The 22,263-nt window shown below is 42.4% G+C and carries 21 protein-coding genes and 3 tRNA genes; 15 read left to right on the top strand and 9 right to left on the bottom strand.

Translation table 11 applies throughout. From position 1 onward, the window contains the following. The first annotated feature begins 29 nt into the window (after nucleotides 1-29). The 3 genes from ACTJIX_RS14285 to ACTJIX_RS14275 all read left to right on the top strand — a co-directional run bounded on the left by ACTJIX_RS14285 (nucleotide 30) and on the right by ACTJIX_RS14275 (nucleotide 347). Nucleotides 30-114: transfer RNA gene (locus ACTJIX_RS14285), tRNA-Leu, on the top strand. A 35-nt stretch (nucleotides 115-149) separates the two neighbouring features. Beyond that, nucleotides 150-223, top strand: a tRNA-Trp gene (locus tag ACTJIX_RS14280). Nucleotides 224-262: 39 nt separating this feature from the next. Then, nucleotides 263-347: transfer RNA gene (locus tag ACTJIX_RS14275), tRNA-Leu, on the top strand. A gap of 137 nt (nucleotides 348-484) precedes the next feature. On the opposite strand, the gene ACTJIX_RS14270 is transcribed toward ACTJIX_RS14275, so the two are convergent. Further along, nucleotides 485-688 (bottom strand): hypothetical protein, encoded by a 204-nt coding sequence (locus ACTJIX_RS14270; RefSeq protein ID WP_004812366.1) that lies wholly within the window; start codon nucleotides 686-688, stop codon nucleotides 485-487. Nucleotides 689-1,086: 398 nt separating this feature from the next. On the opposite strand from ACTJIX_RS14270, the gene ACTJIX_RS14265 reads away from it, so the two are divergent. Beyond that, a complete protein-coding gene (locus ACTJIX_RS14265) occupies nucleotides 1,087-1,359 on the top strand; it encodes a hypothetical protein (RefSeq protein WP_048882074.1) in 273 nt (90 codons plus the stop codon). A gap of 8 nt (nucleotides 1,360-1,367) precedes the next feature. On the opposite strand, the gene gloB is transcribed toward ACTJIX_RS14265, so the two are convergent. Both gloB and ACTJIX_RS14255 read right to left on the bottom strand, forming a co-directional pair. After that, on the bottom strand, nucleotides 1,368-2,102 hold the full coding sequence (gene gloB / locus ACTJIX_RS14260; RefSeq protein WP_348892916.1) for a hydroxyacylglutathione hydrolase: 735 nt from the start codon (nucleotides 2,100-2,102) through the stop codon (nucleotides 1,368-1,370). A 121-nt stretch (nucleotides 2,103-2,223) separates the two neighbouring features. After that, complete coding sequence (locus tag ACTJIX_RS14255; RefSeq protein WP_004894223.1) at nucleotides 2,224-2,808, bottom strand: flavin reductase family protein; 585 nt, start codon at nucleotides 2,806-2,808, stop codon at nucleotides 2,224-2,226. A gap of 126 nt (nucleotides 2,809-2,934) precedes the next feature. On the opposite strand from ACTJIX_RS14255, the gene ACTJIX_RS14250 reads away from it, so the two are divergent. Both ACTJIX_RS14250 and ACTJIX_RS14245 read left to right on the top strand, forming a co-directional pair. Beyond that, nucleotides 2,935-3,756: a PhzF family phenazine biosynthesis protein gene (locus tag ACTJIX_RS14250; RefSeq protein WP_108675927.1), complete on the top strand. Its 822-nt coding sequence runs from the start codon at nucleotides 2,935-2,937 to the stop codon at nucleotides 3,754-3,756. A gap of 126 nt (nucleotides 3,757-3,882) precedes the next feature. Further along, complete coding sequence (locus ACTJIX_RS14245; RefSeq protein WP_308912522.1) at nucleotides 3,883-6,669, top strand: M16 family metallopeptidase; 2,787 nt, start codon at nucleotides 3,883-3,885, stop codon at nucleotides 6,667-6,669. A 156-nt stretch (nucleotides 6,670-6,825) separates the two neighbouring features. On the opposite strand, the gene ACTJIX_RS14240 is transcribed toward ACTJIX_RS14245, so the two are convergent. Together ACTJIX_RS14240 and ACTJIX_RS14235 are read right to left on the bottom strand one after the other, a co-directional pair. Further along, nucleotides 6,826-7,887: an amidohydrolase family protein gene (locus ACTJIX_RS14240; protein ID WP_108675929.1), complete on the bottom strand. Its 1,062-nt coding sequence runs from the start codon at nucleotides 7,885-7,887 to the stop codon at nucleotides 6,826-6,828. A gap of 122 nt (nucleotides 7,888-8,009) precedes the next feature. Then, entirely contained in the window at nucleotides 8,010-8,411 is a 402-nt protein-coding gene (locus ACTJIX_RS14235) for a DUF3144 domain-containing protein (RefSeq protein ID WP_004812380.1), read from the bottom strand. Between the two features lie 110 nt (nucleotides 8,412-8,521). Here ACTJIX_RS14235 and ACTJIX_RS14230 point away from each other — a divergent pair, with 110 nt between their 5' ends. Beyond that, complete coding sequence (locus tag ACTJIX_RS14230) at nucleotides 8,522-9,154, top strand: hypothetical protein (RefSeq protein ID WP_008304746.1); 633 nt, start codon at nucleotides 8,522-8,524, stop codon at nucleotides 9,152-9,154. Nucleotides 9,155-9,166: 12 nt separating this feature from the next. Here the strand turns inward: ACTJIX_RS14230 and ACTJIX_RS14225 are convergent, their stop codons facing one another. Further along, nucleotides 9,167-10,624: a CYTH and CHAD domain-containing protein gene (locus ACTJIX_RS14225; RefSeq protein ID WP_004894233.1), complete on the bottom strand. Its 1,458-nt coding sequence runs from the start codon at nucleotides 10,622-10,624 to the stop codon at nucleotides 9,167-9,169. A 161-nt stretch (nucleotides 10,625-10,785) separates the two neighbouring features. After that, nucleotides 10,786-12,243 carry a CYTH domain-containing protein gene (locus tag ACTJIX_RS14220; RefSeq protein WP_048882081.1) on the bottom strand — a complete coding sequence of 486 codons (1,458 nt, stop codon included), beginning with the start codon at nucleotides 12,241-12,243 and terminating at the stop codon, nucleotides 10,786-10,788. A 334-nt stretch (nucleotides 12,244-12,577) separates the two neighbouring features. Here ACTJIX_RS14220 and ACTJIX_RS14215 point away from each other — a divergent pair, with 334 nt between their 5' ends. Then, complete coding sequence (locus ACTJIX_RS14215) at nucleotides 12,578-12,961, top strand: DUF962 domain-containing protein (RefSeq protein ID WP_004812387.1); 384 nt, start codon at nucleotides 12,578-12,580, stop codon at nucleotides 12,959-12,961. Between the two features lie 6 nt (nucleotides 12,962-12,967). Here ACTJIX_RS14215 and ACTJIX_RS14210 read toward each other — a convergent pair whose 3' ends face one another. Beyond that, complete coding sequence (locus ACTJIX_RS14210; protein ID WP_004812390.1) at nucleotides 12,968-13,183, bottom strand: hypothetical protein; 216 nt, start codon at nucleotides 13,181-13,183, stop codon at nucleotides 12,968-12,970. A 274-nt stretch (nucleotides 13,184-13,457) separates the two neighbouring features. On the opposite strand from ACTJIX_RS14210, the gene thiE reads away from it, so the two are divergent. The 3 genes from thiE to ACTJIX_RS14195 all read left to right on the top strand — a co-directional run bounded on the left by thiE (nucleotide 13,458) and on the right by ACTJIX_RS14195 (nucleotide 16,005). After that, nucleotides 13,458-14,078 carry a thiamine phosphate synthase gene (thiE, locus tag ACTJIX_RS14205; RefSeq protein WP_348892913.1) on the top strand — a complete coding sequence of 207 codons (621 nt, stop codon included), beginning with the start codon at nucleotides 13,458-13,460 and terminating at the stop codon, nucleotides 14,076-14,078. Between the two features lie 42 nt (nucleotides 14,079-14,120). After that, complete coding sequence (hemL, locus tag ACTJIX_RS14200; protein ID WP_348892911.1) at nucleotides 14,121-15,422, top strand: glutamate-1-semialdehyde 2,1-aminomutase; 1,302 nt, start codon at nucleotides 14,121-14,123, stop codon at nucleotides 15,420-15,422. A 166-nt stretch (nucleotides 15,423-15,588) separates the two neighbouring features. Beyond that, entirely contained in the window at nucleotides 15,589-16,005 is a 417-nt protein-coding gene (locus ACTJIX_RS14195; RefSeq protein WP_262478915.1) for a GlcG/HbpS family heme-binding protein, read from the top strand. A 168-nt stretch (nucleotides 16,006-16,173) separates the two neighbouring features. Here ACTJIX_RS14195 and ACTJIX_RS14190 read toward each other — a convergent pair whose 3' ends face one another. Continuing rightward, nucleotides 16,174-16,371: a hypothetical protein gene (locus ACTJIX_RS14190; RefSeq protein ID WP_004812396.1), complete on the bottom strand. Its 198-nt coding sequence runs from the start codon at nucleotides 16,369-16,371 to the stop codon at nucleotides 16,174-16,176. A 280-nt stretch (nucleotides 16,372-16,651) separates the two neighbouring features. Between ACTJIX_RS14190 and ACTJIX_RS14185 the strand changes: the two genes are divergently transcribed. The 4 genes from ACTJIX_RS14185 to ACTJIX_RS14170 all read left to right on the top strand — a co-directional run. Continuing rightward, nucleotides 16,652-17,362, top strand: a complete 711-nt coding sequence (locus ACTJIX_RS14185) for a phosphopantetheine-binding protein (protein WP_008304729.1) — start codon at nucleotides 16,652-16,654, stop codon at nucleotides 17,360-17,362. 130 nt (nucleotides 17,363-17,492) lie between these two features. Next, nucleotides 17,493-18,137: an RluA family pseudouridine synthase gene (locus ACTJIX_RS14180; protein ID WP_005221683.1), complete on the top strand. Its 645-nt coding sequence runs from the start codon at nucleotides 17,493-17,495 to the stop codon at nucleotides 18,135-18,137. A gap of 142 nt (nucleotides 18,138-18,279) precedes the next feature. Beyond that, nucleotides 18,280-21,117, top strand: coding sequence for an RNA polymerase-associated protein RapA (gene rapA, locus ACTJIX_RS14175; RefSeq protein WP_440611552.1), 2,838 nt, complete (start codon nucleotides 18,280-18,282; stop codon nucleotides 21,115-21,117). Between the two features lie 127 nt (nucleotides 21,118-21,244). Continuing rightward, on the top strand, nucleotides 21,245-22,263 hold a 1,019-nt coding region (locus ACTJIX_RS14170), incomplete at its 3' end, for an IS4-like element ISAbe18 family transposase (RefSeq protein ID WP_180066246.1).

Below are 22,263 nucleotides of genomic sequence, written 5' to 3'. Positions count from 1 at the left end.
AAATGATCTCTATAATATACACAGCCATCGGGGACGTGGCGAAATTGGTAGACGCACTGGATTTAGGTTCCAGCGCCGCGAGGTGTGAGAGTTCGAGTCTCTCCGTCCCCACCAAATTTACTTATGAGAATGAGTAGAGATGGTCGAGTAGAGGATTGGTGTAATGGTAGCATGACGGTCTCCAAAACCGTTCGTCAAGGTTCGAATCCTTGATCCTCTGCCATTAAAGTTTGAGAAAGCCGGCGATAAGTTGGTACCCGATGGGGACGTGGCGAAATTGGTAGACGCACTGGATTTAGGTTCCAGCGCCGCGAGGTGTGAGAGTTCGAGTCTCTCCGTCCCCACCACTCAAAAGAGACAAGGTTGATGCCTTGTTTTTTTTTTGCCTGAAATTTTATAGCTATAAAAAAGCCCATCGAAATGGGCTAGCTTGGCGTTAACTTAAGATGTTTGAATTGATCTTTCGCGTTAAAAGTGACGCAAATTAAGCTTTCAAATGGTCTTCGAATTCTTCACCCAATTGCATCGCAAGGGTATTACCAGAGAGATCACAGGTCACTAGACCGTATTCTTTTTTAAAACTAAATGTAAACCCACGGTTGTCTGCCAAGGTACGTACGGAATACCCCAATTTTTCAAGCCATAGACGGAATGCCAGAAGATTTTTTGCTTTCACCACTTTTTTCACGAGATAACTCCTTCATCACTGTTCCTTAATAAATTAGGGTGAATAAAAATTTTTTAAAGGGGGAAATTTTAAAAATTCTTTAAATTTCCTGAAAATGCTTTTTTTATAGACAAATAATTGGATGAATTTTCACTAATAAATAGCTAAATTTATGATTTATGAATGCTTTTAGATGTTGTAACTAAATATTAGAAATCGTACTCTGATTGACTAAAATTTAAGCATAATAAAGTTTTGAGTATGTAGCAGCTAGGGGGCATCTACAACTGGTCGAATTGTTATTCATTTCAATTTGGGTAGAGATTGCAGCAATCATCTGGTTGACCATTTTTTGCAATAAGTGGTCCTCGATCAATGTGTAGAATAATTTATACTTGTAAAAAATAGTGAGTCTGAATATGACACAAGTAAATATTGAACAATATGTAAAGGATTGCATTGAACGTATGCAGCAAGAGGATCAGACACCGGTTGCTGTCATGTTGGGACATGAGGACTGGATTGAATTTACCGTACAGTCTCAAGTGGCATATACGCCATTCGGGAGCGCAAGACGTTATCAGCCAGCACTGGGCGGTTTATTACTGGTTCGGGTGGATGAAATGCATGCTTTACGCGTTGTGACCCAAGCAGAGCTGGATGCCTACGCGCAAAGCAATCAGATTCTCTAAAACCCTAATTAGAAATTATCTTTCAAGGTTCTTAAACGGGCAAATTCTTCAACGCCGTCTGCACGCAAGAAAGGATTGGTTTTAAGTTCAATTTCAATCGTGCTGGGTAAGGTGCATTGGCCTAGCATTCTCAGACGTTCGACCTGTTCATGGCGCTCCTGAATTTCCAGATTATCCGGTTCTGCATGCAGTGCAAACTGGGCATTGGAAAGTGTATATTCATGTGTACAGTACACCTTGGTGCGCGGGGGTAATGCAGCCAGACGGCATAGAGAGTGGTACATCTGTTCAAAAGTACCTTCAAACACCCGTCCACAGCCCATTGCAAACAGGGTATCACCGCAGAACAGCGCATCTAGCGCATCAATAAAGTAGACAATGTGGCCTAAAGTGTGTCCCGGTACACTGATGATGCTGACATCGATACCATGAAAAGCGAATTCATCTTCATGCTCTAGAGGATGACTGATGAATGGAATTTTACTCAATTCCTCACGAGGACCATATACTGGAATGTTTTTATCCTGAATCAGTTCGGGTACACCGCCAATATGGTCTTTATGCCAGTGGGTTAACCAGATTTGTGCCAGTTCAAGCCCATGCTGTTGGCAATATTCCTGTACCAGTCCGGCTTCTGTGGGATCAACAGCCACGACCTGTTTGGAGTCTGTATGTTCCAGCAGCCAGATATAATTCTGTAAGTTATTTTTGACGTCTATACAGTGAATTTTGAAAGGCATCATTTCAGTTAAACCGTTCGAAGTTATTTAGTAAATTAGCATAATTACCCGGCATATGGAGATGCTGGGTCAATGTTTGTTGATGATTCATGTATCTGATTTTAAGAGTGTATAGGTTGGGTGATCAGTCTATATCATCCGCTGAAACCGGATCACCAATGCTATAAAAATGCCCCCCTGCAATATGGTGAATGCTGCGCCATTCACGCTCCACGTCCTGATAATACCAGTGTCCATCACGGAACACGCGCTCGTCAGCATAAGCCGCAATGACCTTGCCAATAAACAGGTCATGAGTTTGCTGATTATGGGGTTCAGGAATCAGTTCACACAGCAGCCAGGCTGCACAACCACTTACAACCGGAATGTCTGACTGATCAAACTGGAACAGTTCCACACCACATTGTTCTAACTTATCGGGTTGATCATGCATGCTGATCGTTCCAACAGCTTGCACCATGTTCAGCTGTTTAAGCGTGGGAACTTGCAAAGCAAAGTAACCAGAATTTTCAATAATTTTGCGGGTTTTGGTACTTTTATCTAAAACTACAGTGACTTTAGCTGGCTGGAATTCTAGTGCACAAGCCCAGGCTGCGGCCATAACATCCGTATTTTCCTGATCTCTGGCAGAGACCAGCACCGTTGGACCATGATTGAGCAAACGATAGGATTTTTCCAAGGGTACAGCTTTCAGATGGGGATTAGACATTGCAAACCTTAAAATAAAAAAATGTACGTGCTAAAAATTATGCACTTATTGGCTTATTAACATATATAAATTTTTTTGGCGAAAAAAGCTTTTAAACTAAAGCGCTAAACAAAAGGAGTTTAAGCAATGAAAATGTATCAAGTGGATGCGTTCACTACGGAGCTGTTCAAGGGCAATCCCGCTGCGGTGATTGTGCAGGATGAGTGGCTGGATGAGAGCCTGATGCAAAACATTGCGCTGGAAAATAATTTATCTGAAACTGCCTTTGTGAAGACCATTGATGCAGAAAACTATGAAATTCGCTGGTTTACGCCAACGAAAGAAGTTGATTTCTGTGGGCATGCGACCCTGGCCAGCAGCTTTGTATTATTTCTGGATTATACCTCGCATAAAACCATTCGATTTCATGTAAAAAATCTCGGTATTTTTACAGTTAGTCAAGATGAAGATGGAAAAATCCGTATGAACTTCCCGATCCGTCGGGCAGTTTTGGTCGATGAATATCCTGCTATGTTGCGTGGAGCTTTGACCAAATCTTTTAAAAATGTCTATTTAAATGAACAGGCCTATATTATCGAATATGAGTCGGTACAGGATGTGCTGGATGAGACTCCGGATTTTGAATTACTGAAACAGGTCAATGACCGCCGTACCGCGATTACAGCGACTGGCGCCTTGCTGGATGTCGCCTTAACGGCGGGTGCAGAACAGTATGACTGTGTATCGCGTTATTTCGCGCCAAGTAATGGCATTAATGAAGATCCGGTGACAGGTTCAATTTATACCGGAATCGTACCGATCTGGGCAGAAAAACTCGGAAAACAGCAGCTGGTTGTTTATCAGGGATCAAGCCGGGGTGGTGTGCTGTATTGCGAGATGCAGGATAATGACCGGATTGAAATTTCAGGTTATGGCAAGCTGTATATGAAAGCTGAAATTCTGCTTTAATCAGATAGAATATCTAAAAGCTGCTGTGAACAGCAGCTTTTATAAAAATACAACTCACAACAAGAGAGTCATTCTCTATGATGTTCACTGAATAAAAAGTTCATGTTTAAATTTGCTGGATCCAGAATGTCACTACGTTTTAAAAAATTAACACTTTCCATGTTTTTAATGGGCGCAGCGACGCTCAATTTTGCTCAACCAGTATTGGTAAAAACAGAACAAAATATTGAAGAATATAAACTGGATAATGGTTTAAGAATTGTCCTTGCACCAAATGACAAAGAAAATAAGACTTTTATGAATACGGTCTATTTCACCGGTTCATTGAACGATCCGCAGGGGAAAGGTGGTCTGGCACATCTATTAGAACATTTAGCCTTTAAAGGGACTGAAAATATTAAAGGCGATGAATTTCAGCGTCGTCTGGATCAGTACACACTCTCATCGAATGCCAGTACGGATTATTATTCTACCAAATATACCAATCTGGTTCGCCCTGAAAGCACTGCACTGGCTGCGGTAATTCAGCTTGAAGCAGAACGGATGGATAAGCTGGTACTACAAGAAAAATATGTACCAACTGAAATTGATATTGTTAAACGTGAACGTGAAATCCGTCTGGATCAGCCATTTTCAGTATTGATGGATCAAATCTTTAAATCGGCTTATGGCAACCAGCATCTCGGTCGTCTGCCAATTGGCGATTTAAACGAGCTGCAATCGATCAATATGCAGGAACTGAATCAATTCTACCGGACCTGGTATGCACCAAATAATGCCTATATGGTAATTTCAGGCAAGTTCGACAAGAAACAGGTACTGAAATATATTGACCAGCATTTTAGTCCAATCAAGGCACGTTCTGTACCAGAACAGCCGAAAGTGCCGGAGTTAAGTCCTGAAAAGATTAAACAGCGTGAGTTTACTGTGGCCAAGGGTAGTGATTTTGCCAAATTCAATATCTATCTGAACCGTTCAGAAGTAGCTAAGCAGAACGCATTATCGGTAACACCAACGCTGTACACCTTGCAGCCGAGCGGACATCTGTATCAGGGAGTTGTCGAGCAGGGAACAGCGACAGCTGTACAGTCTGCCACCTGGCTAGATAAGGACTTCAATATGGTTTTCATGGGAGCAGTCTATGCGCCGAATCATGATGCGAAAAAGGTTGAACAGACATTACAGGCTGGTGTCGAGCAAGGCAAAGGTTTTAATGAAACTGAGCTGAACCGCGTCAAAAATATGAGCCGTAATGCCGCTGAAAACATTAAAAATAATGCAGCAGCACTAGGTTCACGCCTGAGTGATTATATTGCATCTTCGAATGGAGACTGGAGCAAATATTTTAAGGATCTGAATGCAATTCAAAACCTGACTGTGGCAGATGCTAACGCTATCTATAAAGATTTTTTTAAGGCGGAATACCGCATTCAGGGCAATATTGTACCTACGCCTGAAGATCAGAAAACAGCCAAACAGCAAGAGCAGTTTGCAGCAGCCAAACCAACCCTGGATCAACAGCCTGTCACTGAAGAACCTTTAAAAGATGTTTCGGTTTACCAAGCTGAAGTAAAGCAGTATGTGAAGGAGTCTAAAAAGCTACTGACCAGCAAAGAAAAGCAGATCCAGCGTGGCAAACTGCAAAATGGCATTCAGTATGCTTTGTTCCCAACCCAGACTCGCGATGACAAAGTCTATTCGACGATTGCCCTTGATTTTGGTACAGCTGAAACACTCAAGCATAAAGGAGAATTGCTGGATCTGATGGCTTACTTGATCATGCGGGCTTCTGAGACTCAGAGCCTGCAACAGATTTCAGATAAGACCATTGAAGTGAGTGGCTCGGCCAATGTCAGTGCATCAGGCAATGGCCTGAATATTTCGATTTCAGCCAAGAAAGAATATTTTGAAGAATATTTTAAATACATTCTAAATGTATTGAAAAATCCGACTTTTGAGCAGAGCCAGTTTGACCTGATCAAGTCTCAGTCTTTGTCCAGCTTAGACCGTCCTTATACAGAACCAGATACAGTGACCAGTCTGACTTTTGCGCGTCTGCTTGAGCGTTATGAGCCGGGAGATTTACGTTATCACTTTGAACCTGACTTGGCTAAACAGCAGATCAACGCAGCGACGCGTGAACAGGTCCAGCAACTGTATCAACGTTTCTTTAAAACCCATCATGCCCGCGTTGCGGTCACTGGTGAATTTAAGCCTAAGGCGATGCAGACGCTGATCAAGCAGGAATTTGAGGGCTGGAAGAGTAATGAGCCTTATGCCCGCCTCAAGTCTGAATATGTCGCGCGTACTGCTGAAAAGGTACATGCACTATCGGAACAGCGCGAGTTTGGCAGCTATGTCGCCGCCATTTCAATTCCGGTGGGTTCAGATCATCCAGATGTACCTGCATTACTGGTATTAAGACACATTTTGGGTGATTCACAACTGTCTTCTCGTCTGGCACAGGAATTACGTGAAAAGAATGCCCTGGTCTATGGCTTTAGTGCCAATGTAGATTTCGCTGAATGGGACAATGCCGGTGCGTTGGCCTTTGGCGCAAACTATACCGCAGGACGCTCTGGCCAAGTATCGGATTCAATACGTAAAGTGATTGCTGAGCTACGTAGCAAAGGTGTTACTGCACAAGAAGTCGAAGCTGCAAAAGCCAGTATTCTGAAAAAACGTGTCACAGCACTGGAAGATGATCGCCGTATTCATAGCATGCTGGTGCCTCAGCTGGAACGAAACCGTGACCTGAACTATCGTCAGAAACGTGACCGCGCGGTGGCAGCCTTAACCAAAGCAGATATCGATGCAGTGATTCAGAAGTATCTGAATACTGATCAGCTGGTAGAAGTGATGTCGGATCAATATGGGCAGCCAGTAAATCAGACCACGCTTACGAAACGTTAAATCTGCCTAATTCTGATAAAATTGACTAAAAAACCTCCTCAATACAGGAGGTTTTTTTATAAGGAAGGGAAATGTTTATTCTTTAATAGTAGTAAATATCTTCCATAAGGTGAAAAGTAATGGATATTCCATAATTTCTGGCCATTTTCTCAACCTTTAAAGCCGGTAAAAACCTTTAGCATTGTCATAAAAAACAGATTTTAAAGCATTTTCATCATGACTATGTACGATATCGCTAAAGGCATCAATGATATCAACTAGATTTGCACTGACCCGATCCATCGGAAAATTGGAGGCAAACATGGCACGATCCGTTCCAAAGCATTTTAGGGCATGCTGAATTAGAGGTGTTGCAAGTTCAATCAGCTGTGCTTTGGAAGCTAATTGTCGCTGCTGATGAAAATGATGACCCAGCACTGGCATAAATAGCGCAGAGATTTTGGTCATGACATTCGGACATTCTGCCAGTTTGGCCAGATCTGTTTGCCAGTTTTCTAGAATCCGTTGCCTTTCCTGTGCAGTTTTTCCGGTACCTTTACCCACTGTGCCAAATAGTCCAACAGGTGTGCCGAGATGATCCAGAACAATCGGTGTTTCAGGGAAAGTCTTGGCAAGATGAATCACATCAGAAATCTGGGTGGAATAGACCCAGGCATCAAAACTCAGCCCGGCTTTGGCCAGATGTTCAAACCCTTTCAGGAATTTTTTATTAAGGTACAAATGGGGTTCATCAGCCCAGGCATGCACGCCTTTATCCGGATGCACGGAAGCCATTTTACGGATCCCACGAAACTTGGGCGAAACTTCCTGATGGAGTTGCAGTAATTTTTTAAAGTCTTTCCTGCGTGGATCCGCCGTAGCCACAATTGCACCTAATGCCAGATCGTGTGCCTGAAAAGGCAGACCGGCTACAAATCGGGTTTCATTCACGACACCTGTGCCTTTGTGTTCATGCCAGCCAGCTTCAATATGTACCACCTGTTCAACCTGATAACGACCAATATCCTGTTTATAATGGGCAGGTAAATAAGGTGCGGTAATGTGTTCAGTCAGGCCTATCGTTTCAATAATTGGTTTGGGATTCAGGAGGCGCACCATACGGTCCAGCAGGCGAGGATGCTTACCAAACAGTTTGACTGCCAGTGCTGCCGCATGAGGGGTGTGATAGGGATCCCACTGATGGATATGTGGGTCGATGATGGGGAAGCTAAGCTGCATGACTTTCCTTGTTGTTATTGGAATTATTCTTATTGCTATATAGAAGTAAAATAATACGGGCGTCAATGCAAAAAGTTGATCTAAAAATGCCAGGTATAAAAAAAGCCCCGAAGGGCTGAGCATTAATGATCGTGGTCATGATCATGTTTATGCTTGTTAGCATGGAATTCTTCGTTATGACGGAAGCGCAAATAGTTTTCGAACTGCTCGCAGTATTCATCATAATTGTCTTCCAGCATCATCTGGAACTGCTGAAGAATGTAAGACATCACCTGATCTTTGGCATCACGCATTTCATTGCCGTCTTTGAAATTGTTGGCTGCCACCCAGGTATTAAAACGGGCAGTTGCAAACAGCATCGAAGCGCTGACTTGACCACGCTTTTCTGCAGGATTGTCCTGAGAGCCTTTTTCTACGCGGCTAAACTCATTGGCTTGCTTGATAAATTCATCAGCACGTTCAAAGAATGCAGCATTTAATGCTTCTTCTTCGGTTACATCGGTCGCTTCAATCTTTTGAACCATGAATTTTTCCTGACACTAAAATCTTAATCGACTTATTATAGGCAAAGCCTTGCAGAAACTAAACCTTTGCCTTAATCTAAAAATAGCCTAAGCATAAAAATGTGATTCCCATGCAAGATGCAATTGCTGTACAAAGCCTAAAAAGTGACATTGCCTTATTACGTCAAAATATCTGGCCACCAGTCAATCTGACCAATGTTGAAGGACTACCAATTTATTATGGCAGCAAGTCGCAGGTGGAAGAATATTATCATCAGTGGACGGGTCTGATTGAAAGGGCGCAGGATCTGTTTCAGCCTTTTATGGAAGATGAAGTGCTGGATGCAGTTCATCTGCCTAGCCATTTAAATCTGCCATTATTCTATTTTCATGTCGATCGTATCCGGATCAATAAAACCCGCGCCAAAGAATCAAAAACTTTTCGCGGCATTGCCAGTCTGGTAGAAAAATGCGGTCAATTCGAGCCGGCACAGATTCAGGCGATGCAACGCTGGCTAGACAGTGATGAGACAGCAGCGCTGGTGGCACATCGGGAATTTGTCGATTTACGCACTTATGTGTTCCAGCATGGGCAAAGTGAATATACCCGGACTCGATTCTATGTGAATGGTATTGTTCTGAGCGTAGAGCAGAATTTCGAACTGGTAGATGCACGAGATAAGCCACGTAAACAGCGCAGTGACAGTTATAACGATCCGCTTGCCGATAACAATATCTGGAAAGTTTACGGTAAATATCGTTAAGTATTTACTGATCTATTTCTTCCAGAAAGGCTGTACCTGGGCAAATTGCTGTAACTCTGCCTGAATTTCCTTTTGCAGGCGCTGTTGCTCCGCATGTAACCAGCCCAGCACAAACCATGCTTTAGGCTTTCGTTTCACATAAGGTTGATATAGGCTTTCTGCAACATGCAGGTCATTATATTGACCCAGGCTTTCCTGTAGCGGTTTTAACGCTTTAAGATAATTTTTCACCTGTTTGGCTGGAAACAGGTTTTGCAGAAATTCGATGTTATAGCGTAAACGCTTGACCCGCTTACGGGTACGATGCTGATCTTCAATTGCCAGCTCACAAAACTGTTCAGCATCGGCACAGATCTGCTGATGTAATTTGCCTAGACGCTTATACAGCATACGAATATCTGTAGCGACCTGTTTAGGTTCAGCCTCACTATAACGCAGTAAGTCCAGTATCAGATAATTGGTTTCTGGTTCCCGGAATAACTGTTCTACATGGACATTTTCTTCTGTTGCCGGTGGTAAGCTCAGAATCGGTGATCCGGCAGCTTCAAGTTGTGGCAATAAGCTTTCTGCCAAGGCATCGCGATCACGTGCTGCACCGAGTTGCTGAAAAAGCTCAGTCAGTTGCTCCACCCAAATAGGAGGAATTTCTAGCTCATCGACATTAAAAAAGCGTAAGGCACTGCGCAGACGACGGATAGCGACCCGAGCTTGATGGATATGTTCACTATTATAATATTCAGTAGATAGCGCCGTTGCATTAGGAAGTAGGTGCTGCAAAGTATTTCTAATAATTTTCTGCAACATGCCATGTAAGTTATCATCCTTGCCTAATACCAGCGGCAGTTGATGTTGAGCAGGTGTAATGCTGCTGCCTTCAAGCAAAGCATAGCCACGATCTGACTTGCTACGGCTGTCTAGCCATAAGTCATAACGTTGGATCCAGGGTTGTACAAATTCGATCAGTTCACTCAGCTGTCCCTGTTTGAGTTCAAATTCCAGCTCATAAATGGCAATAAATTCTGTACCATGCCGGATTTCACCTTGATCAAAAGCAATTTCAATCACACTGTTTTTATAGTTTTCTACATGAATAGAACGTTGCACTTCAGTTTCAAATTGCAGATGTAAAGGAATTTTTAGTGACCCTAATGCTTCTTTGAGCAGTTCACTGACTTCAGGATAATTTTTATAGTGTTTAAGGTCACATTGTTCAGGCTGTTCTTTTCCTAACTCAAATTCCACCTCCAGACGTTCAAAAGGCTGTTTCCCAGGAGCTTTAAGGGTCTGTAGCCAGATTTCATTTTCTAGGCGCTGCCGTAAAGCAATGCCATGCTCGCGCAGCTGTAACTCAGTCGTATCAAAATAACGAGCCCAGAGATGATTACGCACTAGCGTTAAACTGATGAAGTCTTGTTGCAGCTGTGCGTGCATGTGGGAGGGGACTTGAAATTTGAGTTCGATTTCTGCCATCGGGTGCTCCTCCTCGATACGGCGTCTAATAATTATAATAGTGAATATAGCCCAAAGCGTTTGGAAAAGATAAGCTGCAAATGCAACAAAAAAGCACCTCTGCGACTGAAGTGCTTTAGGATAGATTTTCTACAACTGCAATAAAACTTGATAAAGCGACTTTATTTTAAAAACTTGCGGCTTATCAGAAACTGTTCTGTGGCCTCTAGCAGTTTTTGCGCATAAACTTCCTGCTTTGCAGTCAGCCAGCCCAAGACAAACCAGTCACTGGCTTCAAGCTCAGTCTGCTGAATATAGACTGCTGAGGAGGCTAGAGTCTGGTATTCAGCTGCTGCCAGCTGCGCATCATTCAGCGCCTTGCTGTATTTCTGTAGATTTTTCACATCATAAATTGAGGTCAGAATTGGAAAGCTGAACTTCAGTTCCTGAATACGCACCGCAAGTAGATCCAGTTGTTCAAAATCATGGATTTCAGTCTGGTTCATCTGCTCTTGTAAAGCTTTATATTGCTGTTGCAAAGTTGCCTGCGCTACGGTTTTTAAATCCTGTGTGCTTTTGACATCTTCTTTCAGGCTAAAGATCAGCAGTTCCAGATAGTGATGCACATTCTGTGTCGACTTCACCAGATTACCCAGTTTTTCCTTGGCATATAGAATATCTTTACTCAGGTTTTCTGCAGTAGTCGGATTCTGTAAAAAGGCGGCTAATGTGCTTTGCATATGCTGTAAATGCTGCAAGTGTTCAAACTGCTTCTTAAAAGCTTCCAGCTGATGTGCCCATTTGTCTGAAATGCCAGAATGCCAGTTTTTAAATAACAGAACACTTAGATACAAATGCTCTAGCGCTTGCTGAGCCTGATCGATATGATCCTGCTCTGCGACCTGCGCTGAAATTGCTGCGATATTAGGCAGTAAATGCTGCATCTGCTGGGCGATCAGACTACATAAAGCTTTGGCTGCACTATCTTTTTTGCTGAGCTGGAATTCTTTAGCTGGTACCGCTGGGCTAACTTTTTGCTGCGTTGCAAGCAGGTTACCGATTTCTGCTTTGCTGCGCACATCGAGCCATAGCTGATATTTCTTAACCCATTCAAAGCTAAATGCCAGCAATTGTTCAACTGAACCACTTTTTAGTTCGAATTCGACTTCATGGACTTCCTGTTCGGCATCTAGAGTACGGATCGCACCGATATCGAGGGCAACTTCAATTCCAGTGCCTTCATATTCAATCACGCGCAGGGTACGGGTGATATCCGTTTCAAACTGTAGCTTGAGCTGGCTGATCTGATCACCCAGTGCGTTATTTAAAATTTGTTGCGCTTCTGGTGCAGTGGCATAAATATTTAGATCCAGTTCAGGTGCCCGTTCCAGTTCACCCAGGTCATGATTATGTTCAAAACGTTCAATATGGCTTTTACCGGCTGCTTTTAAGGTTTGTACCCAACGAGTGCCTTCCAGACGCTGACGCAGGGCTACGCCACTTTTTGAAAGCAGACGGTCTTCGGTGTCATAGTATTTGGCTTGCAGTTGAATCTGTTCGGACTTCTTCGGATCAAGTGCCTTTAACAGCGCAGTGCGGCGTGCTGCAGGAATCTGAAATTTAAGTTCAACTTCAACCATGATAAATATCCTGTTTGTACTGTCTATAAAGGTGATAGACAGAGCTGATGATGCTTTGTATATGCTGTGGATGTGAGCACATACACGCTGCAATCATGTTTTTAATTTTTAAGTCGAAGATTGTAACTAAAATCATTTTTTTAGTAAGACTTGACCAGGCTAAAAAAATCATGAACCTGTTTAAATTGATAGAATTTATTCATGCCTAAGCAGTTGAAAGCATGCTAGATTCAAGGAAAATTAAACATAGCTGAGAAAGCTCACTGCATGAAATCGCACTTTTAAATGTTTAAATAATGCGCTAATGTGAAATTAAAAATATCAGGATGATGCCATGAATGCACAAGTAGAACCTAAAGCGAATCTGACGCTAGCAGTTAGCCAGCCAATGCCGATCCGTGATTATCATGAATTTTATCGATTTTATCTGACTGAACACCGCAATATTATGAGTCGCCGTCTGCATGTAGCAGGGAGCAGTATCGGGCTGTATTTCTTTAGCAAGGCGATCATACAGCGTAAACCTAAATATTTTCTTTATGGACTGGCATCGGGTTATGCCTGTGCTTGGATCGGACATTTTATTTTTGAGAAAAACAAGCCCGCTAGCTTTAAGCAGCCACTATATAGTTTTGTCTCGGATTGGCGTATGTTTGCTGATGTATTGCGTGGCAATATCAGCCTGATTAGTCGTGATCAGGACAAGATTCCAAGTTAAAACGGATTAAAAAATAAAAAAATGTATTGATGGGTCATCAAAATTACAGGAAAACGCTTGCAAGCTTAGAGTTAATGTTCTAATAATTAAGGCGTTGTCTAAAGGTAATATTTTACCAAAAGATATAGCAGCAAGAATTACACAGTTTTCCATGCCTGGAGTGACCTTCTCCGGGCTTTTTTTATGGCCAACATCCGGCAAGGTAAAATTATTACCTGACATTCTGCAATGCTCCTACAAATTGGGTGCATAAAAATCAGGGTATCAAATGAGTGATTCATAACTGATGATTATTTTTATGTGATTTATTTAAGTCAAATAGCAGATATAAATTATCCATGAAATTATTAATTTTCCACATTAAATGAACTGGTTATTTTGATACTGCATTCCTTGTATTTATTTACTGAAAATATGTCGTTATATAAGTTTGCATGGTGTCATCATGCTCTTGGTTATGCCTATAATAGCTGATGTATTTTGAATGGCGGCAGTCATGCGCGGTTTATATTTAATTACCAATGATGATCCAATTGAACTTCTTCTTGCGAAACTTGAAGGTGCGATGGCAACTTATGAAGTTGCAGTACTTCAGTATCGTCGTAAAAAAGTGGCGAAAGAAAATCAGGCTTATGAAATCGAATATATGAAACAAATGTGTGAACAATATAAAGTTCCATTTGTGATTAATGATGATTTAGAAACTGCGGTAAAATATGGCGTAGGTGTGCATTTGGGGCAGGGTGATGGTTCCATTCGGGAAGCTGTTGAACGGTTACCTAAAAATGTTTTGATTGGTCGTAGTTGCAACAACTCACTTGAGCTTGCTGAGCAAGCCATTGCAGATGGTGCAAATTATGTGGCATTTGGCGCGATCTATGCCACTGATAGCAAACCTGAAGCGGGCAATATTGGCTTGGAAACCTTAAAACTGGCCAAGCAAAAATTAAATGTACCCATCTGTGCAATTGGTGGCTTAACTGTTGAAAACTCGAAAGAGGTGATTGAGGCAGGTGCGGATCTTTGTGCGGTTATTAGCGATGTTTTAGGTCGTTCAATGTCTACTGTTGGTCAACGTGTGTATGACTGGTCAGAACTATTTGCTGAACAAGCTTAATTTTTTATTTCTTACCTTATTTTTTTGAGTTGAGTGATTCTCATGAGTTTATCTCCAAAGCAAGAACAACTATTTAAACAAGCCAATAAACATATTCCAGGTGGCGTAAACTCACCTGTACGTGCTTTTAACGGCGTAGGCGGTACGCCAGTCTTTATCGAAAAGGCACAAGGTGCTTATCTATACGATGTTGATGGTAAACGTTATGTGGACTATGTTGGTTCATGGGGCCCGATGATTCTGGGTCATGCGCATCCAGCGATTATTAAAGCTGTTCAGGATGCTGCGGTAGATGGCTTAAGCTTTGGTGCACCGACGGTTCATGAAACGACTTTGGCGGATATCATTTGCGATATCATGCCATCAATTGAACTGGTTCGTATGACCAACTCAGGTACTGAAGCAACGATGACTGCGATCCGTCTGGCACGTGGTTATACTGGCCGTGACAAGATCGTGAAGTTTGAAGGCTGTTACCACGGTCACTCTGATTCCTTACTGGTAAAAGCAGGTTCAGGCCTGTTGACCAAAGGCGAGGGCGAAGCGACTTCTGCGGGCGTACCAGCGGACTTTGCAAAACATACCTTAACACTTCCATATAATGACATCGCTACCTTAAAAGAATGCTTTGCTAAGTTTGGTTCTGAAATTGCGGGTGTGATTGTTGAACCTGTGGCAGGTAACATGAACCTTGTAAAACCGATTGACGGTTTCCTTCAAGCCATTCGTGATGTATGTGATGAGCATGATTCAGTTTTCATTATTGATGAAGTGATGACAGGTTTCCGTGTCGGTCTTGGCGGTGCTCAGGCACATTATGGCGTAACTCCTGATTTGACCACTTTAGGTAAAATCATCGGTGCAGGTCTGCCAGTGGGTGCATTCGGAGGTAAACGTGAAGTGATGGAATGCATCGCACCGCTTGGTAAGGTGTATCAAGCAGGTACTTTGTCAGGTAACCCACTGGCAATGCGTGCTGGTATCGAGATGTTTAAGCATCTGCGTGAACCGGGCTTCTATGAAAAACTGACTGCGCAACTTGAGAAACTGCTGGTTGGTTTACAAGCTGCTGCGGATGAAACTGGTATTCCGTTCAAGACCCAACAAGTCGGTGGTATGTTTGGTCTATACTTTACTGATCAGGAAGACATCACCAGTTTCGATTCAATGTTGAAATGTGATGTTGATGCTTTCCGTAAATTCTTCCACGGTATGTTGAAACGTGGTGTGAACCTTGCACCTTCCGCATTTGAAGCTGGCTTTATTTCTGCTGCACACAGCGATGAAGATATCGAATTCACGATCCAGGCTGCTAAAGAAACTTTTGCAGAAATGAAAGAGTAAATTTGCTTTTTTAGAATCCTCCCTAACCTTCTCTTGGGCTTCATTTTATAAGCAATGCTTTTAATATTCGCTCAGGAGAAGGTATTCATCGTTGTAAATAAAAATCACACCTCTCCCTAACCCTTTCCTAAAAGGAGAGGGAAGCTTCAGTTAATTTGAGATCAAAATGCAAACCAAACATTATTTGACTTTAAGCGATGCAGAATTTTTATTAGATCAAGCCCATCAATATGCGATTCAGAATAACTTTAATGTCAGTATTGCAGTCGTAGATGAAACGGGTAATTTGCTGGCGATGAAGCGTATGGATGGTGCTTCACCTATGACTGCCAATTTATGTCTGGAAAAAGCACATTGTTCTGCAATTAGTCGCCGTCCATCCAAGCTTTTTGAAGATATTATTAAAGGCGGCCAAATGGGCTTTCTGACAATGGATACCTTCTCGGGTATGTTGGAAGGTGGTGAGCCGATTCTGTATCAAGGGCAGTTGGTGGGTGCGATGGGTGTATCTGGTGTAAAGTCATTTGAAGATGCGGAGATTGCACAGGTGGCGATTGAGAAGTTTTTGGCGCAGCTAAGCTAATTCAAAATAGAAATTGATTAACTCAATTCAATAAATTGTTCCAAAATGAAGCGTGGAACGTGAAATATCAAATAAAAGCCCAATCGGTAATGAGGGGGGTTTTCTATATAAAATAAAAATCGTATTTCATGTCAAGTTTATTATATTAATTTTAGAAAAAGTTTAAATTTACCTTTCGAATATTTGGCCTATTTCTAGTCTAGTGTAACCACGTTCTTTAAAGATCAAAACAATAGCTTGTCTATAATCTTCAGAAGTAGAAGTTCTATATTTATTAATTAATTGCTGCTCAGAATTAAGCTGGAGGTCATTTTTTATCGTCAATACTTCTGTAGAGACTTTATTAAAAATCTTGAAATTCAACATACAGGCGCTCTTTATCATTATTGTAGCGGCCCGACTACAACACACACCTGCCTTAGCTTAGCTAGACACCCTTAGTGACAAGGATTACAAATTAAAAAAGAATCTGCAAGTTTTTCTAAAGATGGAGCATGAATAATTTACTAAATTTATGTCTATTTAATATAAGGGTGTTATATGAAATTAGTTCAATAAATGTTTGTACAATCAAAATTTTTTCAAATTGAGACTAGACTAAAATAGCATGAATCCTCATGCCATTTTGTATTTATAAGAGTTTACTATGCTGTACCCAATGCCTAAAAAAATCCAACTCGCACCATCTCAAGCCAAATGGCAATTGGCATCAGCACAATCTGTTTTAGTTCTTGTAGGCTTACAAAATCTACGCATGATACAGGGCATTCAAGACAGTGTGCTTATGCACAACCTGATTCAAATCAGCAACAAAGCCAAAGCACTCGATATTCCCATTGTTGATCTGTACGGTGATGATCTGATTCAAGGTATGCAGCAACTCGGTGAATATGCCTCAACCCATCCACAGTTAATCTTTGCAGGCACAATCACCCCAATGTTGAAACAAATCCTGCCACATTTACAAAGTGTGACTGAGCAAATTTGCGTGATTGATGATGCGATCCTATTGCCAAATCAGGAACAGCATATCCAGTGGATTGATAATATTTCGGCACAAGGCTTGCATCATATGAATAGTTATAGCTTGACCCGATTATGGAATCTGAGTGCGCCAGCAGAATATGTGTTGTCGAGCAAAGGTATTATGTTAGCAGTAGCTGAACAGCTGGATATGGATGCACTAAATATTGATCCACATGTAGATTTAAGACAATACGGACTAGACTCGATCGCTGTGGTAAGCCTGGTTGGTGTGTGGCGCGCTAATGGTGCAAATATCCGTTATGAAGATGTTTATGAATATCCTTCACTAGAAGAACTGGTGAGTTTTGTTCTGCAATCAACACGCAGATAATCACGAATTGGGTAATTTTCTTAATATAATCGGAAATTTCATCGGCAATTACAGAAAACGACATTGTAATTCTGTGCCAAGCTTTCTATCATTGCCGCCTTGTTTTGCGCGATCAGCCAGGGATTGAACTTTGAGCAATTTTCTAACCGAACATCTGATTCATCGTGATGACGATTTTATGGTCATTCATAAACCGGCAGGTTTACTCACGGTACCCGGTAAAACAGAAGATTTGCAAGATTGCCTGATTAACAGATTAGTAGAATTAGAACCAAAAACACTGCTTATTCATCGTCTCGATCGGGACACTTCAGGAATTCTGGTCTTTGCCTTAAGCCGTGAAGGACAAAAATCTATTTCGCGCCAGTTTCAGGAACGCCAAACCGATAAAACCTATCAAGCTATTGTAGCCGGAACATTAGACGGTGAAGGTACTGTCGATATACCGGTGATCTATGATCCAAGCCGTCCACCATTACATGTTGCTGAACCAAATCATAATAAGCCCGCATTGACCCACTGGCAGGCAGTCGAGCATTTTGAAATTCAGGGACAGCCCGTTACTCGCGTCAAACTGACACCCATTACCGGCCGTTCACATCAGCTCCGTGTACACATGCAGTATCTCGGTCATCCAATTATTGGCGATACTTTATATGCTACAGTGCAACAGCAACAGTTGATGCCACGCCTGTGTCTGCATGCAGAACAGCTCAGTTTTATTCATCCTAAAAATGCAGAAAAAGTCGAGTTTTATTGCCCTGCACCATTCTAGGAAATACTTGTTTAATCGTCGTTATTGATGCCCACTTTTGGTGGGCTTTGTGTCAAAATATATTGCTTGAAGGTGTGAAATTTTGCTCAAATGATGTGTTATTTTTGAGCATAATCTTTACAGTCTTGTACTTAAGATAAAGGTGGAAAAATTGCAGCAGTTTGCTATTGGTCAACGTTGGTTATCAGATACTGAAACAGAACTCGGTCTGGGGGTTCTCATTGATGTTGATGAGCGATCGGTCAGCATTTTATTCCCGAAAAGCGACGAAACCCGTGTCTATGCACGTAGCAATGCGCCTTTGTCTCGTATCATTTTTAATGTAAATGATGAACTGCAAGACCAGGAAGGCAATACCTGGACGGTTGAATCTTTTGAAGATCGCAACGGCGTGGTGCGTTATCAGGTTGTACGTACTTTAAGTGATGGTACTGAAGAACGTAAAGCTCTGAATGAAACCCGTATTGGTGCAACCATTCAGTTGTCTAAGCCATTAGACCGTTTGTTGGCTAGCCAGATCGATTATAAAGAATGGTATGATCTACGCATTGAAGCCATGCTCATGCAAGCCAATATGCAAAGCAGCCCGTTACGTGGTCTGGTTGGCTCACGTGTAGGACTGATTCCGCATCAGCTGTATATCGCACACGAAGTCGGTAAACGTTTTGCACCACGTGTATTGCTGGCGGATGAAGTAGGTCTGGGTAAAACCATTGAAGCCGGTTTGATCATTCACCAACAGCTAAAAACCGGCCGTTCTGAACGTATTCTGATTCTGGTACCAGATTCACTGCAATATCAGTGGATGATTGAAATGCGCCGTCGTTTCAATCTGGAATTCTCACTATTTGATTTAACTCGTACTGCATCGATCAAAGAACACGATCCTGATCTGAACCCATTTCTGACTGAACAGCGCATTATTGCTTCTATTGACCTGATGATTGACCACGAAGACCTGCGTGAGCAGGCGCTTGAAGCTGGTTTCGATCTTCTTGTTATCGATGAAGCGCATCATTTGATGTGGAGTGAAGAAGAGGGAGGTAACGACCGTTACGATCTGGTTGAAGAACTATCTGAAAAAACACCAGGTGTATTATTGTTAACGGCAACACCTGAACAGCTGGGTGTGGAATCGCACTTTGCGCGTTTACGTTTGCTGGATCCACAACGTTTCAGTTCATTAGACCGTTTCCTGGATGAGGAAGCACAATATCAGCAGACTGCAAAAATTGCTGAAGTGCTAATGTCAGATATGCCACTTGAAGAAGGGCATCTGGCAGCACTTGAAGGTCTGCTTGGTCATCGTATTGAAGATAACCCTGAGCAACGTTTCCGTGCGATTCACGAACTGCTAGACCGCCATGGAACAGGTCGTATCCTGTTCCGTAATACTCGTGAAGCCATTCAGGGCTTCCCGGGGCGGGACTGCCAGCCAGCACCATTACCAGCACCTGAAAACTGGTCTAAAGATGGCAAGTTACGTGAACAAATGTGGCCCGAAGAATCACAGCTTGATGGTTCCTGGATGGAATCAGACCCACGAGTAATGTGGTTGATGGAAAAACTTCGCACTGATCTCAAACACAAAAAAGTGCTTTTGATTGCGCGTAGTGGTCCAGTAGTAGAAGCACTGGAAAATGTGCTACGTCTTCATGCTGGTATCCGTACTGCGATGTTCCATGAAGGCATGAGCCTGCTGGAACGTGACCAGGCAGCAGCTTATTTCGCTGAAGAGTCTTATGGCGCACAGATTTTGCTGTGTTCAGAAATTGGTTCTGAAGGCCGTAATTTCCAGTTTGCTTCTGACCTGATTCTATTTGACTTGCCAGCAAATCCAGATGTGCTTGAGCAGCGTATCGGTCGTCTGGATCGTATCGGTCAGGAAAATCGTATCCAGATCCATGTGCCTTATCTGGTCGGTACTGCACAAGAGCGTATGTTCCGCTGGTATAACGAAGCACTGAATATTTTCAGCAATATTTCGCCAACTGCGCAAACATTGCAAGAAAACTTCATTATTGAATTAAAAGACTGTTTACTTGCTGATAAAGGTCAGGCTTTTGAAGACCTGCTAGAAGAAGTGACTGTACAACGTCAGGCGCTGGAAGCAGAACTGCAAGAAGGCCGTGACCGTCTGTTGGAATACAACTCTTGCCGTCCAATGGTGGCACAGGAAATCGTCACTGCGCTTGAAGACTATGACGATAATACGACTTTGCCAATGTTCATGAAGCGCTTTATGGCATCGACCAACATTGATTTTGATGAGCAAAGTAATGGTACTGTGATCATCAAGCCAACCGATCAAATGCAGGTGCAAGGTCTGACTCTGGATGAAGAGGGCATGACTGCAACCTTCTATCGTGATCAGGCACAAATCCGTGAAGATGCTCAATACTTGACGCTTGAACATCCATTCACTGAAAGTGTGATGGAAATGATCAATACGCAAGGTTTTGGTAGTACCAACGTTGCGGTGTTGAAGTCTGCTGCATTGCCACAAGGTTCAGTATTGCTTGAAGTCTGGTTTAAAGTGGATGTGGTGGCACCGAAAGCACTGAACTTGCCATCAAGCCTGCCACAGCAATTGGTTCGGGTATTGCTGAGCGAAAAAGGTCAGGATCTGTCGCAAAAAATTGCACCAGAAATCCTGAAGCCATACTTGCATCATCTGGATGGCAATAGCTGCCGTCAGGTCGTAAAAGCGCGTCGTGAAGTAATTGAAGCACGTTATCAACAGGCACTGGAACTGGCTCGTGCTGCTTTGCCGCAATTCAAGCAACAGGCGAAGGAAGTCTATGGCAGCAAATGGCAATATGAAATTGACCGTCTGACTTATCTGAAACAGTTCAACCCAAGCATCCGTGAAGATGAAATTTCTCGTCTGCAAAAACTGCAGAAAGAAGGTTTAAGCTTACTGGATGGTCTGTCTGTAACCCCAGAAGCGATTCAGGTGATGGTGGTGGTTAAACCATAACAATCATCTAAGAAAAGGCAGCCTTCGGGCCACTGCTGTCCCATAGTTTGCTTTAAATAAAAAAACCTGAGTCCTAACAGTTAAAATATGAGTGCAAACAAACACTTTAACGACCAGGATTCAGGTTTTGTCCCATCAGAATACCGTATTTCATGAGCTAATTAAACCTGTTGTGCGACAGGATTTTGAACAACTTGCTAAAGTACACCATGTTGGACAGAAATTTAGAGCGGCTTCCCGGTGGGATCAGTTTATTGCCATATTGATGTCTCAATTCTCTTGTAGGCAAAGTCTGAGAGATATTCAATCCAATTTGGAGTGCCAACAGGAAAAGCTAAGTCATCTCGGAGCAAAGTCTATTCCCCGAAGCACGCTGGCACGAATCAATGAGCAGCAGCCTGCTGCCTTATATCAACAGCTATTTTACAAGTTGCTTAAATACTATGAACACTCAAAAGTAGCTCATAAATTTCGCTTTAAGAATCCCTTGTATTCCTTGGATGCCAGTCATATTGACCTGTCGCTTTCCTTATGTGAATGGGCCAAAGTTCACGACTCAAAAGCCAGCATGAAACTCAGCATAGGATTGAATCACAGCAATGATATTCCTGAGTTTGTTGCAGTTGAAAATGGCAAAGAAAATGACATGGTACAAGGCCGCAAATTCCAGTTTCCTGCTGGCAGCATTGTAGTTTTTGATAAAGGCTATGTCGATTACCAATGGTATGCAAATCTGACTGCTCAAAACATTGGATTTGTCACACGTTTTAGGCCTAAATCTGTGTATCAGGTGATCCAGCAACATCCAGTGCTTGAATCCAAAGGTATTCTAAAAGATGAAACCATTCAGCTGAATAGCGCACATGCCCTAAAAAGAAAAGCCCCAGTGTTAAGAAGAATTGAATATAGAGATCAGCAAAGTGGCAAGCACTTTAGTTTTCTCAGCAATAACTTTCATTTAGCCGCCTCCACCATTGCGGCGATTTATAAAGATCGTTGGAAAGTTGAGCTGTTCTTTAAGGCGATTAAGCAGAATCTCAAATTAAAAGCGTTTCTAGGCCGCAGCAGGAACGCAATTCAGACACAAATCTGGATTGCGATGATCGCCTATTTATTGGTGAGTTTCGCTCAACATTTAGGAAAAAC

It is taken from the genome of Acinetobacter sp. 22323, from assembly GCF_052044895.1.
GTDB classification, from domain to species: Bacteria; Pseudomonadota; Gammaproteobacteria; order Pseudomonadales; family Moraxellaceae; genus Acinetobacter; species Acinetobacter schindleri.
This window is presented reverse-complemented; position numbering and strand designations above follow the sequence as displayed.